The sequence below is a fragment of the Pseudidiomarina terrestris genome (assembly GCF_030466405.1).
Lineage (GTDB): Bacteria > Pseudomonadota > Gammaproteobacteria > Enterobacterales > Alteromonadaceae > Pseudidiomarina > Pseudidiomarina terrestris.
Map to the genome: position 1 here is coordinate 1 of NZ_JAGGJF010000001.1, position 17,435 is coordinate 17,435.

Genomic DNA, 17,435 nt, shown 5'->3' on the forward strand with positions numbered 1-17,435 from the left:
AGAATACATCGATTATTACAACACCAAACGTATTAAGCTCAAACTAAAAGGCCTGAGTCCGATTGAATATCGAACCCAGACCTTGGAAGCCGCTTAGAAATGAGTCCAACTTTATGGGGTCACTTCATTACCGCGGGCTTTTTTATTGCGTTTCCGATTAGAGCGTCGTTAGGTGCCTACGACCTAATCGTCTTCATCCTCGTTGTGCATCTCCAGATTCGCGTCTTCAGTATCGCCCTGAGCATTACGGGCAACATCATTACGCGCTGCATCCAGACGATCCAGATAGCCCTGGTTAATATCACCGGTGATGTACTCGCCGTTAAAGACTGAGCTTTCAAACTGCGTGATCGACGGATTCTCTTCCTGGACCGCAGCGAGCAGATCGGTCAGGTCCTGATAGATAAGACCATCAGCTTTGATCAACGCGTTGATTTCTGAGGCTTCACGACCATGACCAATGAGTTCGTTGGCGCTTGGCATATCGATGCCATAAACATTCGGGAACCGGATTTCAGGTGCAGCTGAGGCAAAATAAACCTTATTCGCGCCGGCTTCACGTGCCATTTCGATGATTTGTTCGGACGTCGTGCCGCGCACAATAGAGTCGTCGACTAAGAGCACATTTTTACCACGGAATTCAGCGCCAATGGCATTCAGCTTGCGGCGGACCGCTTTACGGCGAAGGGTTTGACCCGGCATAATGAAGGTGCGACCGATGTAGCGATTTTTTACAAAACCTTGCCGATACGGCAGGCCGAGTACGTTCGCCATTTCCAGTGCAATATCACAGCTGGTTTCTGGAATTGGAATCACCACGTCAATATCCAGATCAGCGTAATCACGTTTGATCTTCTCACCTAACTTACGGCCCATATTTACACGTGATGCGTAAACTGAAATCTTATCGATAAAGGAGTCTGGCCGCGCAAAATAGACGTATTCGAAAATACATGGCACGTGTTGCGGGTTGTCCGCGCACTGACGCGAGTAAAGCTCACCATCTTCGGTGATATAAATAGCTTCGCCTGGCTCCACATCGCGCACGTACTTGAAGCCTGTACCATCAATAGCCACGCTCTCAGAGGCAACAATATACTCGTTACCATTGGCGGTTTCACGCTGACCTAACACCAGCGGGCGGATGCCCCATGGGTCACGGAAGGCCACCACGCCGTGGCCAATAATCATTGCCACAACCGCGTAAGCACCGCGGATCTGACGGTGTACCCGGCTGACGGTTGCAAACACATCGTCCGGCGTCAGTTGCAGACTTTGCTGCTGATAAAGTTCATGCGCAAAAATGTTCAATAGGATCTCGGAATCCGAGGTGGTATTAATGTGCCGACGCGCCTTAGCAAACAACTGCTCCTGCAATTGTTCTGCATTGGTCAGGTTGCCATTATGCGCCATTGCAATACCAAACGGCGAGTTCACATAAAACGGCTGAGCTTCTGCTGAACTCGAGCTACCAGCGGTGGGGTAACGCACATGCCCAATACCCACGCGACCGGCTAAGCGATGCATGTGACGCGTATGAAAAACATCTCGCACCAATCCATTCGCCTTGCGCAAACGCAGTGTATTGTTATGAACGGTCATGATCCCTGCCGCATCCTGTCCGCGATGTTGTAACATCGTCAGACTGTCATACAAGGCCTGGTTGACCGGATCTTTACCCACTATACCCACAATGCCACACATGCTACGACAACCTCATTTGCTTAGTTGGGGAGAAAACTCGAAGTTTGCTCAAAATATTCAAAAAACCATTGGATGAAAATACCGAAATGCGGTATCAGCAAGGACTGTTGCCACCATTCGGCGCCGGCCAGACCGGTAAAACTATCCATAAAGAACAGTAACGCGCTGACAATCAGCACCCCGCGCAGGGCTCCGAAGACACCCCCGAGAATGCGATCCGTGCCGGTCAACCCGGTCTTATGGACCAGTTGGCCCAGCACGTAGTTCACGACGGCACCGACAATTAGGGTACTGACAAAGAGCGCTAACGCAGCGACGGCGTTACGCACCATAGGATCATCAAGACGGGTAAACCAACTGGCGAGATCTTCATAGTACCAGCTGGCAATAAAGAATGCGGCGACCCAAACGGCTAGCGACATGGCTTCTTTCACGAAGCCGCGCACCAGACTCACCAGTGTCGACAGCGAAATCACAATTAGAATGGCATAATCAATCCAGACCATAAGGGCTATCCCAAGGCTGTTGAAGACGCGCGCAGTTTATCAGAAACCAGCGAAAAAAACGCCACTTTTTATTCAGCTTTACGGTTCGAATCGCACCACCCGCCCCTCCAGGCCGGTAAGCTGCTTAAGCTCGGGGAGTTGTTGTTCAAGTTCGCTTTGCGACAGTGCGGGACCGACCAGCAGTCGGGTTAAGGTTTTGCCTTGCACCTGCACGGGCTCACGGTAAGCAGCAAAGCCTTGCTGTTGCAGCTGCTGGATGAGCTGGTCAACAGATTCGGCGTTACCAAAGGCGCCCAGCTGGATGACCCAGCCCGGTTCTTGTAATGACTCTGAGCTTGGGGTCGGTTGCGTCTGAGCGGCATTGGCTTCGCGTTCTGCAACGGCTGTCTCATCCAGTGCCGGCGCGGCATCAGCCGTTTCCGTCACAGTCTCAGTACTTGCCGGGGAAACCTCAATTGCTGTGCCCTCGAGTTCGGCCGCCGGCAAGGTCACTTGCTGTTCGATCACGTCCGTCTCCGGCTGCAGTGGCATCGCTTCAAAATCTTGCTGTTGCCGAACCTGTTTGCCATCCAGCAGCTCGGGCAAAATAATCACCGCCAGAGCGACCAATATAATAGTGCCAACAATCCGGTTCTGTAATTGCGATGCCATGCTTACTCCGCTTCGGGGATTTTAGCCACAGTGTAGAACGACCCGCACACCAATACTAGGGGTTGCGAGTCAGATTCGCGCGCAGCCTGACATGCGGCCTGAAAAGCCGCAGTCACCGCCGGGAATTCGTGCACCGATGCCCCAGGCAGTGCGGCCGCTAACTCCGCCGCCGCAGCACCACGCGGAGCTTCCAGGTCAGCGACAAACCAACGCTCTACCACCGGCGTAAGTTCCGCGAGGGTACCGGGAATATCTTTATCTTTCAGCATACCCACCACAGCGAAAACCGGACGCTGCGGGAATCGTTGCTGCAGATAGTTCGCCAGAAATGCCGCCGCATGTGGATTATGCGCAACATCCAACAGATAATCAGGCTCCCCGGCGACAAACTGTAAGCGCCCCGCTTCACTGGCGCGCAGCAAACCTTGCCGTAGCGCCTGCTCGGACACGGGCAACGGTAACAGCTCCAGGGCCATCAGAGCAGTCGCGGCATTAGGCAGAGGTAAACTGGGTAGGGGTAAGTCGTGCAACTGGCTGTGGCGGCCACTGAAGCGCCAGCTTTGCCCATCTGCTGCCAGTTGGTAATCAAAATCAGTTCCTACCCGGACGGGATGAATGTCACGCGCCGCCAACGCGCTGAACACTTCTGCGGGGAAATCGGGCTCACCAATGACCGCAGCCTTACCGGGACGAAAAATACCTGCCTTTTCCCGCGCAATACCTGTGCGGTCATCACCGAGAAAACCGATGTGGTCAATACCCACGGACGTGACAATGCCGACGTCCGGGTCAATACAGTTTACCGCGTCGAGCCGACCGCCCAGACCCACTTCCAGAATCCAGACATCCAGCGCGTGTTGTTGCATAAGCCAGAATGCCGCCAGTGTGCCAAACTCGAAATAGGTCAGGGAGGTATCCTGCCGAGCTTGTTCAACGGCCTGAAAGGCGCGGACATGCTCGCCCGCGTCGAGCTGCACGCCATTGACGCGCACGCGCTCTTCGTAGACGCGCAGGTGTGGAGAGATATAGACCCCGGTGCGATAGCCGGCAGCACGCAGCATGGTTTCCAGGTAGCGCACCGTTGACCCTTTACCATTCGTTCCGGCAACGGTGATCACCTGTGCTGGAGCTGGGTCAATGGCGAGCCGCTGTCTGACCCGTTCTACGCGTTCAAGACCGAGCTCAATTTCGCTTGGATGCAAGGCCTCTAAATAACGCAGCCAGGCGTCTAGCCCGGCTGTCGATGAAGGTGCGGATACAGTAGCGTTCATAGGTTGGATTAGTATTCGTCGGCCACCGGCGCATGATGTTGGAACTTAGCCAACAAGGATGCAATACGATTGCGCATCTGGCGACGGTCAACAATCATATCGACAGCGCCATGGTCGAGTAAAAACTCCGCCCGCTGAAAGCCTTCGGGCAGTGTCTCACGCACGGTTTGTTGAATAACCCGTGGTCCGGCGAAACCAATCAAAGCTTTCGGCTCGGCAATATTCACGTCACCAAGCATGGCAAGACTGGCCGATACGCCGCCCATAGTGGGATCGGTCAGTACTGAGATAAAAGGTAAGCCCTCTTCGCTCATTCGTGCCAGCGCTGCTGATGTTTTCGCCATCTGCATGAGGGACATTAAGGCTTCCTGCATGCGGGCTCCGCCCGACGCAGAAAAACAAATCAGTGGAATACGTTCACGCAAACAAACCTCGGCCGCTTTGACAAAGCGCGCGCCCACCACAGAGGCCATTGACCCGCCCATGAATTCAAATTCAAAAGCAACGGCAACAACAGGCATGCCCTTGAGCTTACCTTTTTGCGCGACCAAAGCGTCTTTTTCACCGGTCGCTTTTTGTGCTGCAGCGATACGATCTTTGTATTTCTTTGAGTCACGGAACTTCAGGATATCTTTTGGCTCAAGTTCGGCACCAATTTCACTACCGCTGCCATTATCCAGAAAACTGTCCAGGCGGCGACGCGCTGACATACGCATGTGGTGATCACACTTAGTGCACACATGCAGGTTGCGTTCCAGATCTGCGCTATAAATGATGGCATCGCAACTACTGCATTTCGCCCATACTCCCTCGGGAATATTGCGACGTTTACCGCTTTTGGGCTTTGCAAGAATTCGCTCAATCCAGCTCATATCGTTTCATTCATCTCAATTGGTTGTTGGGGCAAATTGCCTGAACTCCCTGTATTAAAGCACACTACGACCTTATCTTGCAGTAAAAAGTGGTCTTATTAGTCAGCTTCCGGGAGCGTTTTCGGGCAGCCATAGAGGCCCGGCAGGACACTTTGGAAGTGCATACTGGGCCGGATAATCGACCTGCACTAAATACAAGCCTGCAGCTTTTGCCGTCGCTGCGGCGAGCGTGCGATCGCGCTGCATAAGTAACTCTCCCGGCCAGGACACGGGTTGTTCGCCGCGCCCTACTTCCAGCAACGTACCGACAATATTGCGCACCATATGGTGTAAAAAAGCATTGGCGGCGATATCGATGACCACAAAATCACCGTGGCCACTGACGTCAATGTGGGTGACACAGCGATTGGGTGAGTTGGACTGACATTGCGCTGCGCGAAAAGCACTAAAATCATTCTCGCCGAGTAGCGCCTGTGCCGCATCGTGCATGCGCTGGACATCAAGATCAAAGTGGTAATGGCTCACCCCACGACCCAGGATCGCCGGACGCAACCGGGTATTGCAGATAATGTAACGGTAACGCCGGCCGGTGGCGCTGAAGCGCGCGCTAAAATCATTATCAACTTGATGCACCCAGCGCACCGCCACATCTGCTGGCAAATTACTGTTCACACCCATGGTCCAGGCCGCTGGCGTGCGTGCTTCGTTACTGTCAAAGTGCACCACCTGTCCGGTGGCATGCACGCCTGCATCTGTACGTCCGGCACAGACCACTTCGATCGGCTGGTTAGCAACTTTGCTAAGCGCCCGTTCAAGCACCTCCTGAACGCAGGTCACTTCCCGTTGTCGTTGCCAGCCAAAATAGTTACTGCCGTCGTATTCAATACCAAGCGCAAAGCGCGTACTACTCATCGCCCGCCCTGTTCACTTAATTTTTTTAATAATGCAGTCGCTTCTTGCTCTGCTTCCTCATCGCCGCAGCCCTGAATGCCTTCAAGCAGGTCGCGGGCATCGTCCACTTCACCCATATCGATATAGACTTGCGCCAAATCCAGGCGGGCAGCGGGTGATTTACTTTCATCCAGCATGGCTTCTGTGGACAGATCGTAATCGTGATCGCCGTCATGGTCTCCGGCCAGAGCATCATTGATCTTGTCCTTATCGTAAGGGTCAACCTGCTCTTCGCTGGCCTCGGTATCGGCCTCTTCCATCAGCGCGTCAATCGACAAGTAATCATCATCCGCATCCGCCGTGTCGGTTTTCTTGTTCTTTGTGACTGGCGTTTCGGTGTCACTGTCAGCCGCTGGTTTCTGCTCCGGCGCCGCTGAGGTGGTCATGTCATCATCTAAGCGCAGTCCGCCAAAGGAGTCTGCTGTATCAGTGTCAGTTTGCTCAACGACGCGGTATTCACTTACATCTTCAGGTTCAAGTGGAACTGCGGTTTCATCGTCCTCTGGTGAACTCGGTTCAAACGCGAGTAACTCATCCACTTGTTTCGAAATAGGATCCACATCCTCGTCATCTGCTGAGGTATCGGGAGCCGGCTCGTCATCGGCATGTTCGCGCAGATAAGCATCCAGATCGACATCCGAAACTTCGACATCTTCGACATCGTCATCGTCAGATGTGACGGGTTCGAGCGCTTCCTCTTGCCATTCCGAGCTGGTTTTATCGGTACGCTCGGATACTTCATCACTCACTTTTCCGCTAACATCCTCAGCAGGTTCGTCTGTTGCTTCTGTTACTTCGGTTGCTTCGCTGGCCGGGCGGGTTGTCGTCTCTGCTGCAGCTGCTAACTCAGTTTCCTCGATAGTATCTGGCGTGGCAGCCCGATCTTCTATGGTTGCAGATTCAGCTGCTGGCTCTGGTGTGCCTGACACTGCAGGCGGCACTGCAGAATCCTTTTCTAGCGCTGGCTCAGTGCCGATCTCCCGTTCCAGACGACGCACATAAGCGAAATACCACAAGCCACCCAACAGCAGGATCAGTAGCAACGCCAGGCCGCCCAGATGCAGCGGTTTTAATAACCAGTCCATCCAGCTCTGCTGCTTGCTGGAGCGCGTTGCCACTGGCTGCGGTTCAGACTGAGTCGCGACCGGACGTTCCGCTGTGGAGGTATCCACTGCAGTTTGGTCGGCTTCAGCTGCGCTCTCAGTAACTTCAGTCACCTGTTCAGTGTAGCCAGGCACTTCAGCGTCAGTCGGCTGCGCTGCTGTCATTTCCGCTTCTTCTGCGGCCATGCCAGGGTTCACCTCACTGGGTTGCTGCGCTACGCCCTCAGCAGTCAGCTCCTGAGTCCCCTCTGCATTGAGCTCTTGCGCAATACTTTCCATTTCTGCTGAGGCACGCTGTTCGTCAGCGGCGCGTTGGCGCAACACGCGTAATTCGCGGGTGACAGCTTCCAGCCGTTGCTGCAGATCAGTGTTCTCACTTTGCAGATTCTCAATTAAATCTATGGACTCTGACAACTGGCCGCGCAGGGCCTGCATTTCAGAAACTGAGATTGCGATTTGACCTTCAACCTCGGCGCCGGTGACGGGTGTCTCATCGGCGGCAGCGGTGCGGGTTGGTGCTGTGGAAGCGGCCTGCTCTGCGGCGGCCTCAGACGTCGAATCGGTTGTGGCTGTGTCTGCGGTTTTATCAGCTGGCAATGATGCCTTAGGTGTGGTTTCACCGGCCGTCTGCTCGCCGAGCGCCGGGATGTCCAGGTAAAAACCGGTGTACATGAAGTCCGGTCGATTATCACGGAAGGCGCGTGGATTTGCCGCGACAATGGCATCCATCATTTCAAACAGACTGACGCCGCGTTGTCGACCATAGTAGGTCGCTATGCTCCACATGGTGTCGGTAGGGACAATCGGACCGAACTGATCAGGTTGCCAACGTGATGCACGCGAGCCCTGCTGTGCCATAGCAGTCGCGGAAACCGCAACAAGAACTGCCAAAACTGCAGCCATAATAATCCGTGTCATCACGTGTCCATCCTTTCTAGCTGTCATTATCGAATCCGAAAAAGGTCAAAAACCTATTCAAATATAGTCGTTTATCAAATGTTCAGCAATTTGAATACTATTGGTCGCTGCGCCTTTGCGGACGTTATCGGCAACCACCCACAAATTCAGCCCTTGCGGATGAGAAATATCGTTGCGCACGCGGCCGACAAATACTTCGTCATGCCCGGTGGCGTGGCTCACCTGGGTCGGATAGTCCGCATTGTCGTCAAACAGCACAACACCGGGCGCCTGGCGCAATAATTCTTTAGCCTGCAATGCATCAATAGGCTGTTGTGTCTCAATGTGAACCGCCTCAGCATGCCCGAAAAAAACCGGTACGCGAACGGCAGTGGCGTTCACCCGAATATCGGGATCGGCAAAGATTTTTTGTGTTTCCCACACCATTTTCATTTCTTCTTTGGTGTAGTCATTGTCCATAAATACGTCAATTTGCGGTATGCAGTTAAACGCCATCTGCCGCGCGAAATAATCGCTTTCCAACGGCCGGCCGTTCATCAGTTGCGCTGTTTGCTGCGCCAGGGCATCCATCGCTTCCTTGCCCGCACCCGAAACGGACTGATAGGTCGCCACATTAATCCGTTCAATACCAACAGCGTCATAAATGGGCTTAAGTGCCACCAGCATCTGGATGGTCGAGCAATTCGGATTGGCAATGATGTTGCGATTGCGAAAGTCAGCCAGCGCGTGGGCATTTACCTCAGGCACAACCAGTGGAACGTCTTCTTCGTAGCGAAATTCCGAGGTGTTATCAATGACAATGCAGCCGGCTTCTGCAGCGCGTGGCGCAAATTCACGGGAGATACTTCCGCCAGCTGAGAAGAACCCCAATTCGACCTGGGTCCAGTCAAAGCTATCCGCGTCCAGCACTTCGACGTCTTCGCCACGAAATTTAATGGTCGAACCGGCAGAACGGCTGCTGGCTAATGGGAAGAGCTGCGCCACCGGAAATTTGCGGGATTCCAGTAATTCGATCATGTGTTGACCGACTAATCCAGTCGCGCCAAGTACCGCAACATTAAATGCTCGTGACATGCTTACTCCTCTTGTGTTGCCGTCTGAAATGTTAGTTGGGCGAGTCGTTGTTGCCAGGCGACAGAGTCTGCCCAATCACCTGTGCTTAAGTGTAGCTGATTAAGTTCGCTGCGTACCGCATACTGTGCCCGCAGTGCATCAAACTCAGCTGGAGTACAAGGCACTGCCCGTAACGCTGCATCGTCCTTACGGATATCGTAACAGCGCAAAATCCAGTGCGCCAGCTGCTGCCAGTCTGGCGCCTTGTCAGCCCGCAAGCCCTGGATCTGGCCTTGCGGATAACGGCCCAGCAACGTTGCCAATGACGGCAATTGTAAGCTCAGCTGCTGATCCGTCAACCACTTATTCAGCAGTTGCCAACTGCCGCCAAGTTTACCCGCCAGGCTATGCCCGGCGATATGAGGCGTGGCCAATTGCAGATAGGGTAACAACGCCGCTGAGATCTGTGGCTCATGTTCCCAGACATCAAGTACCACGTCTAAGTCAGACTGCTGTTGCAGCCGGTTTAACAAAGCTTGTTCCGCAATCACTGGTCCACGGCTGGCATTGATAAGCCAGGTGCCCGGCGCCAGCTGAGCCAACGCCTCAGCGTCAAACATATGCCAGGTCGGGTGAGGTCCTTCACGCTGCAGTGGCACATGACAACTGATCATTTGCGAGTTCAGCACGCGTTGCCAGTCGTCGTGTACAGCCAGGGTACTTGAGCCCTGCTCGAGGAGGGGCGGATCGTAGTAATGCACGCTTAGCCCTAAGCCGGCAAGTCGTTGTCCCGCCGCCCGTCCGGTATTGCCAGCTCCGACAATGGCCACCTCACCCTCGGGCAAGCCACCGCGTTGCAGCGCCAGCGCTGCCGCTGCACTGGCCACATAATCGCCAACCGCATTGGCGTTCACCCCGGGAGTGCTGTGAAAACTTAGTCCTGCGGCCTGCACTGCCGCCTGGTCGACGTGATCCGTGCCGATAGTGGCGCTACCCAGCCAGCGTAGCTTGGGCGCTTGCGCCAGCAGTTGTGCATCGACTTTGGTCACCGAGCGAATAAACATCGCCTCCGCTCGTGCCAGTTGTTCGGCACTGGGTAAACGGCCACCAAACCGCTCCAGTTGCAGCGCAATGCCACTTTGGCGGGCGACCACAGCAACCAGCGAGTCTAATTCCGGTAAATTGGCATCGGCGAGTAGGTACATGGCATCCAACGGCTAAAGTCCAAAGCCTAAGCATACAAAAAGGCGCGCCGTAGCGCACCTTTTTCAACGGAAATCGAGCTTAATTTACAAAGTAAGCCGAAGCCTAAACCTTTGCTTTACTTGTATTTACGCATCACCAGAGTGGCATTGGTGCCACCAAAACCGAAGCTGTTCGACATCACTGTGGTCAGCTCTACCGGCTTCATTTCGGTGATAATGTTCATGCCCTCGGCGCCTGGGTCGAGGTTATCAACATTAATCGATGGCGCGACAAAACCATACTCTAACATTAACAATGAATAGATGGCTTCGTGAACACCAGCAGCACCTAAGGAGTGACCTGTCATTGCTTTGGTCGCACTGATCATAGGTGTCTGCTCAGGGAAAACTTCCCGGATGGCTTCCAGCTCTTTGGTATCACCCACCGGCGTACTGGTGCCATGAGTGTTGAGGTAGTCGACAGGGGTATCCACAGTTTCCATCGCCATTTGCATGCAGCGGATCGCGCCTTCACCCGATGGAGCGACCATGTCGTAGCCATCTGAAGTCGCGCCGTAACCAACGATTTCGCCGTAGATTTTGGCGCCGCGAGCCAGCGCTGTTTCAAGCTCTTCAATCACCACGATACCGCCACCGCCGGCGGGTACGAAACCATCGCGGTCAGTGTCGTAAGTACGCGACGCTTTACTCGGCGTATCGTTGTACTTAGTGCTCAATGCGCCCATGGCATCAAATTCCATGCCCAGCGTCCAGTGCAGCTCTTCACCACCACCGGCAAAGACACGGTCTTGTTTACCCAGCTGAATCAGTTCCAGCGCATGACCGATACAATGTGCAGAGGTCGCGCAAGCAGAGCTGATGGAGTAGTTCACGCCTTTGATTTTAAAAGGTGTAGCAAGGCACGCAGAAGTGGTAGAGGCCATGCAGCGTGGGACCATGTAAGGGCCAACGCGCTTAACGCCTTTCTCACGCAAGGTATCCGCTGCAGCGACCTGATGCTCGCCAGAAGCGCCACCAGAACCCACTACCAGACCCGTACGCGGATTTGACACCTGCGACTCGTCCAGACCTGCATCCTCAACTGCTTGCGCCATAGCCATGTAGGCATAGGCTGCAGAGTCCCCCATAAAGCGTAACGCTTTACGGTCAATGTGGTCCGCTGGATTTGCACGGACGGGTCCCCAGACCTGACAACGCAAGCCCATATCGGCAAATTCTTGAGAATATTCAATACCTGAACGTCCGGCTTTCAGAGATTCAAGTACTTCTTTTTGGTTCACGCCGATACTCGACACGATGCCGATACCGGTTATCACTGCTCTTCTCATTCTAGTTTCCTGTCTTGCTGAGCGCAGGTGTATGTTAGCTTAGTTCTGCAAAAAAGTGGTCTGCTTTCCGCAATATTAAGTAAAAATTGTTACACTATTGCGTATTCTTCATCGTCGAAGTTCGAGATTACTCTGTGACCAACCCTACTCACGCTCAAGTTACGTTTAATGAATTTGGTTTACCCGTTGCCACGGTATTCGATGACATCTACTTTAACAATGAAAACGGTCTCGCCGAAAGTAATTACGTCTTTATTCAGCATAATGATCTACTGACCCGCTGGCAACTTGAACGCGAACGGCCTTTTGTGATTGCTGAAAGTGGTTTTGGCACCGGCCTCAATCTGCTGGTCTGCTGGGAGCAGTTCCTGCAGCATGCCCCCGCCGACGCAACCTTACATTTTATCTCCTTCGAAAAGCATCCTTTAACGCCGGTCGATCTGGCACGGGCGCTGGCCGCGTTTCCGCAGTTGAGCGAACCGGCGGCAGAGCTTATCGAGCTCTACCCTCCGGCAGAACCCGGCTGCCATCGTCGCCATCTGGCCAATGGCAGGATTATTCTGGATCTGTGGATCGGTGATATTCACCAGCAGCTCCCGGCCTGGCTTCCTCATGCTGCGGACAGCGTTGACGCATGGTTTCTGGATGGCTTCGCGCCGGATAAAAATCCAGATATGTGGCAGCCAGAACTTTATGCGGCAATGGCCACCAGTTGTGTTGCCGGAGCCACCTTTGCCACCTTTACCGCAGCGGGCAGTGTTCGTCGGGGCTTGCAGCAGGCTGGGTTTGAAGTCGCTAAAGTTAAAGGCTTCGGCCGTAAACGCGAGATGCTGTGCGGTCAGCTGCCCAAGGTTGCTGCGCGCCCGCAACCGCCGCAGACCGAAGCCGTAACTATTATCGGCGCCGGTATCGCCGCGGCCTGTGTCGCGCACGAGCTTAGCCAGGCAGGTGTCAGCACAGAAATCTTCAGCACTGCCGTTGCGGATGCCGCCTCCGGTAATCCACAAGGCGCGGTGTACCCCTTGCTGCATGCCGAGCGCAGTCCTCTGGCCGATTACTTCTGCATGGCCTTCGGCTATGCCACGGGCTTCTATCAGCAACAGACACCCGCGCTCTGGCACCCGGTTGGGGTGGTGCAGTTGGCCTACACGGACGCACGCCAGCAACGTTATAATAAAATTAGTCAGGATTCAGCGTCCGGAGGCCCGGGCTACGATACCGCCCTGGTTCGGGCACAAACCAGCGCAGAGACTCAGCAACTTTGGCAAGCCCTACCTCCCTGCCCCAGTTTGTACTACCCCAGCGGCGGCTGGTTGTCGCCCAGACAGGTGGTGAGCCAGCTACTGGCCAATCATCTCGTACACCAAGGCGCCGTGCTGCAATGCATCAGCAGAAGTAGCGCTGCTGATGGCCAATGGCAACTGGAATTCGCCGACGGTCAGGTGGAGCACCGCTCGCGGGTGGTGCTGGCCTGCGGCGCCAATCTGAAACACTTGCTTGAACCCTTTGCTGTTAAGCTGCAGAACGTGCGGGGCCAGGTCACTCAGGTGAAAGCCAACGCGGTTTCAGCGGAGTGCCCTCTGGTGGTGTGTTACAAAGGCTATTTTACCCCTGCTGTTGCCGGCCTGCATTGTGTCGGGGCGACTTACGCGCGCGATAGCGAAGACCTCAGTACCCGCACAGCGGATGAACAGGAGAACCTTAGCAATTTGCAGGATAACCTGGCGCCCTTGCACTGGCCTCAAGAGCTTGAGCCGGTTGCCAACCGGGCCGCCATTCGTAACACCACCAGAGATCATTTACCGCTGGTAGGCGAGCTTGAAGAGGGGCTCTGGGTGCTCGGCGGACTGGGATCGCGTGGCTTTACCGCCGCGCCGTTGGCGGCAAATGCGCTCACCGCCGCATTATTGCAGCGGCCGTTGCCTTTGCCAGCACAGCTGTGGCAGCGTCTGCAGCCACAGCGTTTGCGTAATGAGTAAGCAGACGCTAACTCGCAGCCGTCTCTAACTTCGCCACCATATTAGCGATATGCTGTTGATCTGCGGGGCTTAACTCGTGTTTGGTTTCGTCCAACGCTGCCTTAAGGCTTGGCAGTACTGCGGCAGGTTCAGCCCGGTCATGCAGTTCCAGCTGCGCCACCACCAGATCAAAATGGCCTCGCAGATAACCACTGGCAAAAAGCTCGTCGTCATCACCATCGTGTACTGCCTGGTCAAAAACCTGCTCTAACTGCTCAATAAACTGATCAAACTTCTCGTTCTGCACGTTCTACCTCACTAAAGCGCGTCTGTATGCTTCATCTTCACCGACGTCATGTTCATCAACATGCTCATCAAGAAATGGCGCGGCAGAATACCACAAAACCGAGGCTTTCTGGTACACTAGTGCAACGATTTATGCCACGCCAAGCTACGAGATAAAGGTTAGCGACATGACCGACAAAATAGGCCTGTTTTACGGTTCCACCACCTGCTTTACAGAAATCGCAGCAGAAAAAATTCAAGCCCAGTTCCCGCCAGGACAGGTTGAGTTATTTAATATCAAAGATGTCCCGCTTAAAGAAGCCGAGCAGTTCGACAACCTTATTTTCGGTCTTTCGACCTGGGATTTTGGCGAAATTCAGGAAGACTGGGAAAGCCGTTGGGACGAAATCAGCGAGCTGGACTTAGCGGGGAAAGTTGTCGCTCTCTTCGGTATGGGCGACCAGGTCGGCTACACCGACTGGTTTCAGGATGCCTTAGGCATGTTGCACGACGAGCTCGCCGCCAGTGGCGCAACCCGCATTGGCTTCTGGCCTAATCAGGGCTATGACTTTGCCGCCTCGAAAGCGTTGACGCCGGACGGTGAGTTTTTTGTCGGCCTGGCCCTTGATGAGGACACCCAGTATGACTTGAGCGAAGAGCGCATTCAGCAGTGGGTGGCGCAACTGCATCAAGAATACGCGGAAGTTAGCTAGTCACTTTCACCCGTCAAACCGAGACGCTGGCGCCATACGGCACAGCGCTCTTGCGCATGTTGCCCGGTATGTCGTAGCGCAGCGGAATGTCCCCACACCGGACCGGGCCAGGCTGGGTCGCCAGGCTCGCGCAACAGCAAGTGGACATGCAACTGCGACACCACGTTCCCCAACGCCCCGACGTTGAGCTTGGCCTGTGGCCGCCACTGCTTCAACTTCTGACTTACGTGCTGAATCTCGAGCGCCAGCTGTTGCTGCTGCGCGGCAGGTAAATCCAGGAACTCCACCACGTCCGCAACCTTTGGCACCAGCACCAACCAGTCGTAGCGACTGTCATCGAATAACAGCACTTCCGATAACTGCATCGCCCCTAGTCGCAAACAATCGTGCGCTAGCCGCTGATCCAGCACGAACGGGTTACTTTCACTGCCAGGTTTGTTATAACGCATGGATGACCCATTTAAGTTTCTGTAATAAGGATACCCTCATGAAAAAGCTCATGTTGGCACTTGTGTTCTCAGTTATCAGCTGGTGTAGCTTCACCGCTCATGCTGAAGCCTTGCCACCGATCAGCGACTATACGGCCGAAATGGAAGCGCACACTGGCTTCTTTACCTTCTATCATCAGCAGGACACCGGCCATTATTATCTGAAGATTCCCCGCAATGAACAACAGTTCATTTTTCAAACCAGCTTACCCTGGGGGCTTGGGTCTAACGATATTGGCCTGGACCGCGGTCAACTGGGCTCGACCCGCCTGGCCAGTTTCACCGTGCAGGGGAATAAAGCCCTTCTCGTTCACCATAATACCTATTTCCGCGCCAGTTCAAGCAACGCCGCGGAACGTGCCAGCATCGATGAAGCCTTTGCCGACTCGGTGATTGCGGGCTTTACCGTAGTGGCAGCGGATGAGCAGGCCGTCATCATTGATTACACGCCTTTTTTACTTAGTGATACCCATGGCGTGGTCGAGCGACTGGCGCAAACGCAGCAAGGCAGCTACAAAGTCGCCGCCGATCGCAGCGTCATTTACCCGGCCCGCAGTAAAGCTTTTCAGGACAATACCGAGCTCGAAGCGAAAGTCACCTTCAGCGGCCAGGGCAAAGGCGCTTACGTGCGTCAGGTTGCTCCTGATGCCGACCACCTGACCTTGCACCTGCATCATTCGTTTATCCGATTGCCAGATGAAAGTTACGCCACCCGCGAATTTCATCCGCAAAGCGGCTTCTGGGCAGAGGAACACCGGGACTACGCAGCGCCGCTGGGCGAGTCAATGGCGGTCAAGTACATCCCCCGCCACCGCTTAGCGAAAGGCGAAACCATTACCTATTACCTTGACCCAGGTGTACCTGAGCCGGTCCGTAGTGCATTGCTTGAAGGCGCACGCTGGTGGCAGGACGCCTTTGCCGCTGCCGGTCATCCGAATGGCTATGAGGTCAAAGAGTTACCTGCTGGCGCAGACCCGATGGACATCCGCTATAACGTGATTCAGTGGGTCCACCGAGCTACGCGCGGCTGGTCTTATGGCTCGTCGGTCATCGACCCACGCACTGGTGAAATCTTAAAGGGGCACGTCACCCTCGGTTCGCTGCGAGTGCGTCAGGATATGCTGATTGCCCAGAGCTTACTGGCGCCCTATGCAGAGAACCTCAGCGAGGAACAACAGCAAGCGCTGGTTGCTGACATTGAAGCAATGGCGCTGGCACGGATCCGTCAGTTATCTGCCCATGAAGTCGGTCACACCCTAGGCATCGCGCATAATTTTGCTGCCAGTGCCGATGACCGCGCCTCAGTCATGGATTATCCGCACCCACTGATCAGTATTGCCACGGACACCGGCAACCTCACTCTGGCCAACGCTTATGCAGAAGGAATTGGTCTCTGGGATAAACAGGTTATTCGTTACGGCTATGGCGAAGGTGGTCGACAGCTGGCCCGCATCATTGCCGAGAACAAGGAGCTGGGCCTGAGCTTTATTTCAGACCCCGACGCGCGGCCAGTTGGTGGTGCTCACCCTGATGCCCACTTATGGGACAATGGCAGCGACGCGGTTGCTGAACTTGAACGGGTACTGGCGGTGCGTCAGACCGCGCTGCAACAATTCGGCTTAGCGAATCTCAAAAGTGGAATGCCGGTCAGCGATCTACGCGCTATTCTTGTGCCAGCCTACCTGTTGCATCGCTACCAGACAGAAGCAGCGGTGAAAATGATAGCTGGCGAACACTATCGTTACGCGGTTAAAGGCGATGCCGAAGTCATTCGCCGTCCCGTCAATGCAGCCCAGCAACAACGAGCTCTTAAAGTTCTGGCGCAAACCTTTAGTGCCGAGCAACTGGCACTACCGGCCAGCGTCCGCGAGGTGTTGCTGCCGTTTGCCTACGGTAGTGGTAGCACACGTGAGAATTTCGCCGGCAACACCGGCCTTATTCCGGACCCAGAAACCATGGCCGCCAGTGCTGCGCGCTTTAGCTTACAGCTACTGCTGCACCCTGAGCGCCTTGAGCGTCTGGCCCAGCAGCATCAGCATAATCCGGAGCTGCCAGACGTGGCCGCAGTATTCGCTACCATTACCCGCACGGCCATTACACCGGCCCGCAGTGGCGTTGCCACAACACTTGCTGAGCGCGTTGCTTTTGAAGCCTTAACGGCGGTAGCAGAGCTGTATCAACGACCGCTGAGTCCGGTGCTGAAAGGCCGGGTGTTACACTTTATTGAGAGTGAACAGCGCGCCTGGCAAGCAGCTTCGGATAGCGCCGCCCGCAGCTTAGCTCTGACCGCCATCAAGCAACTGATGGACGATGGCACATGGCCCCTCAAAGGCGCACCAGCACTGCCACCCGGTTCACCGATTTAATGGCCTTCGGGTTGCTTTGACACAAACAAAAACAGCGCCAGATGGCGCTGTTTTTGTTTAGCT

At 54.7% G+C, this 17,435-nt stretch carries 16 protein-coding genes; 4 read left to right on the forward strand and 12 right to left on the reverse strand.

All coding sequences use genetic code 11. From position 1 onward, the window contains the following. On the forward strand, nt 1–97 hold a 97-nt coding region (locus J6J34_RS00005), incomplete at its 5' end, for an IS3 family transposase (RefSeq protein WP_301774300.1). Nucleotides 98–183: 86 nt separating this feature from the next. On the opposite strand, the gene purF is transcribed toward J6J34_RS00005, so the two are convergent. The 10 genes from purF to fabB form a co-directional block, all read right to left on the reverse strand. Further along, entirely contained in the window at nt 184–1,704 is a 1,521-nt protein-coding gene (gene purF / locus J6J34_RS00010; protein ID WP_301719868.1) for an amidophosphoribosyltransferase, read from the reverse strand. A gap of 20 nt (nt 1,705–1,724) precedes the next feature. Then, on the reverse strand, nt 1,725–2,210 hold the full coding sequence (locus J6J34_RS00015; RefSeq protein WP_301835822.1) for a CvpA family protein: 486 nt from the start codon (nt 2,208–2,210) through the stop codon (nt 1,725–1,727). A 78-nt stretch (nt 2,211–2,288) separates the two neighbouring features. After that, entirely contained in the window at nt 2,289–2,861 is a 573-nt protein-coding gene (locus J6J34_RS00020) for an SPOR domain-containing protein (RefSeq protein WP_301898263.1), read from the reverse strand. 2 nt (nt 2,862–2,863) lie between these two features. Then, complete coding sequence (folC, locus tag J6J34_RS00025; RefSeq protein WP_301898264.1) at nt 2,864–4,132, reverse strand: bifunctional tetrahydrofolate synthase/dihydrofolate synthase; 1,269 nt, start codon at nt 4,130–4,132, stop codon at nt 2,864–2,866. Nucleotides 4,133–4,140: 8 nt separating this feature from the next. Beyond that, complete coding sequence (accD, locus tag J6J34_RS00030; RefSeq protein ID WP_301719864.1) at nt 4,141–5,004, reverse strand: acetyl-CoA carboxylase, carboxyltransferase subunit beta; 864 nt, start codon at nt 5,002–5,004, stop codon at nt 4,141–4,143. A gap of 102 nt (nt 5,005–5,106) precedes the next feature. Next, on the reverse strand, nt 5,107–5,916 hold the full coding sequence (gene truA, locus J6J34_RS00035) for a tRNA pseudouridine(38-40) synthase TruA (RefSeq protein WP_301898265.1): 810 nt from the start codon (nt 5,914–5,916) through the stop codon (nt 5,107–5,109). After that, nucleotides 5,913–7,976 carry a FimV/HubP family polar landmark protein gene (locus tag J6J34_RS00040; RefSeq protein ID WP_301898533.1) on the reverse strand — a complete coding sequence of 688 codons (2,064 nt, stop codon included), beginning with the start codon at nt 7,974–7,976 and terminating at the stop codon, nt 5,913–5,915. The genes truA and J6J34_RS00040 overlap by 4 nt, the downstream gene beginning before the upstream one ends. 57 nt (nt 7,977–8,033) lie before the next feature. After that, a complete protein-coding gene (locus tag J6J34_RS00045; protein WP_301835830.1) occupies nt 8,034–9,050 on the reverse strand; it encodes an aspartate-semialdehyde dehydrogenase in 1,017 nt (338 codons plus the stop codon). A 2-nt stretch (nt 9,051–9,052) separates the two neighbouring features. Then, nucleotides 9,053–10,234 (reverse strand): 4-phosphoerythronate dehydrogenase, encoded by a 1,182-nt coding sequence (locus J6J34_RS00050; RefSeq protein ID WP_301898266.1) that lies wholly within the window; start codon nt 10,232–10,234, stop codon nt 9,053–9,055. Between the two features lie 116 nt (nt 10,235–10,350). After that, complete coding sequence (gene fabB, locus J6J34_RS00055; RefSeq protein ID WP_301719859.1) at nt 10,351–11,562, reverse strand: beta-ketoacyl-ACP synthase I; 1,212 nt, start codon at nt 11,560–11,562, stop codon at nt 10,351–10,353. Between the two features lie 134 nt (nt 11,563–11,696). Here fabB and mnmC point away from each other — a divergent pair, with 134 nt between their 5' ends. Then, nucleotides 11,697–13,541, forward strand: coding sequence for a bifunctional tRNA (5-methylaminomethyl-2-thiouridine)(34)-methyltransferase MnmC2/FAD-dependent 5-carboxymethylaminomethyl-2-thiouridine(34) oxidoreductase MnmC1 (mnmC, locus tag J6J34_RS00060; protein WP_301898267.1), 1,845 nt, complete (start codon nt 11,697–11,699; stop codon nt 13,539–13,541). A 7-nt stretch (nt 13,542–13,548) separates the two neighbouring features. On the opposite strand, the gene J6J34_RS00065 is transcribed toward mnmC, so the two are convergent. Then, nucleotides 13,549–13,827, reverse strand: a complete 279-nt coding sequence (locus J6J34_RS00065; RefSeq protein WP_301898268.1) for a YfcL family protein — start codon at nt 13,825–13,827, stop codon at nt 13,549–13,551. A gap of 166 nt (nt 13,828–13,993) precedes the next feature. On the opposite strand from J6J34_RS00065, the gene fldB reads away from it, so the two are divergent. Next, nucleotides 13,994–14,518 (forward strand): flavodoxin FldB, encoded by a 525-nt coding sequence (fldB, locus tag J6J34_RS00070; RefSeq protein ID WP_301898269.1) that lies wholly within the window; start codon nt 13,994–13,996, stop codon nt 14,516–14,518. Here the strand turns inward: fldB and J6J34_RS00075 are convergent. Continuing rightward, a complete protein-coding gene (locus J6J34_RS00075) occupies nt 14,515–14,967 on the reverse strand; it encodes an HIT domain-containing protein (protein WP_301719855.1) in 453 nt (150 codons plus the stop codon). The two genes, fldB and J6J34_RS00075, sit on opposite strands and share 4 nt — an antisense overlap. 38 nt (nt 14,968–15,005) lie before the next feature. On the opposite strand from J6J34_RS00075, the gene J6J34_RS00080 reads away from it, so the two are divergent. Next, the gene (locus tag J6J34_RS00080; RefSeq protein ID WP_301898270.1) at nt 15,006–17,372 is read left to right on the forward strand and encodes a zinc-dependent metalloprotease; all 2,367 of its coding nucleotides are present in this window, start codon (nt 15,006–15,008) and stop codon (nt 17,370–17,372) included. The last annotated feature ends 63 nt before the right edge of the window (nt 17,373–17,435 follow it).

Coding starts and splice junctions, on each gene's coding strand:
- purF (WP_301719868.1), bottom strand. CDS start 1,704: ATGTGTGGCATTGTGGGTATAGTGGGTAAAGATCCGGTCAACCAGGCC.
- J6J34_RS00015 (WP_301835822.1), bottom strand. CDS start 2,210: ATGGTCTGGATTGATTATGCCATTCTAATTGTGATTTCGCTGTCGACA.
- J6J34_RS00020 (WP_301898263.1), bottom strand. CDS start 2,861: ATGGCATCGCAATTACAGAACCGGATTGTTGGCACTATTATATTGGTC.
- folC (WP_301898264.1), bottom strand. CDS start 4,132: ATGAACGCTACTGTATCCGCACCTTCATCGACAGCCGGGCTAGACGCC.
- accD (WP_301719864.1), bottom strand. CDS start 5,004: ATGAGCTGGATTGAGCGAATTCTTGCAAAGCCCAAAAGCGGTAAACGT.
- truA (WP_301898265.1), bottom strand. CDS start 5,916: ATGAGTAGTACGCGCTTTGCGCTTGGTATTGAATACGACGGCAGTAAC.
- J6J34_RS00040 (WP_301898533.1), bottom strand. CDS start 7,976: ATGACACGGATTATTATGGCTGCAGTTTTGGCAGTTCTTGTTGCGGTT.
- J6J34_RS00045 (WP_301835830.1), bottom strand. CDS start 9,050: ATGTCACGAGCATTTAATGTTGCGGTACTTGGCGCGACTGGATTAGTC.
- J6J34_RS00050 (WP_301898266.1), bottom strand. CDS start 10,234: ATGTACCTACTCGCCGATGCCAATTTACCGGAATTAGACTCGCTGGTT.
- fabB (WP_301719859.1), bottom strand. CDS start 11,562: ATGAGAAGAGCAGTGATAACCGGTATCGGCATCGTGTCGAGTATCGGC.
- fldB (WP_301898269.1), top strand. CDS start 13,994: ATGACCGACAAAATAGGCCTGTTTTACGGTTCCACCACCTGCTTTACA.
- J6J34_RS00075 (WP_301719855.1), bottom strand. CDS start 14,967: ATGCGTTATAACAAACCTGGCAGTGAAAGTAACCCGTTCGTGCTGGAT.
- J6J34_RS00080 (WP_301898270.1), top strand. CDS start 15,006: ATGAAAAAGCTCATGTTGGCACTTGTGTTCTCAGTTATCAGCTGGTGT.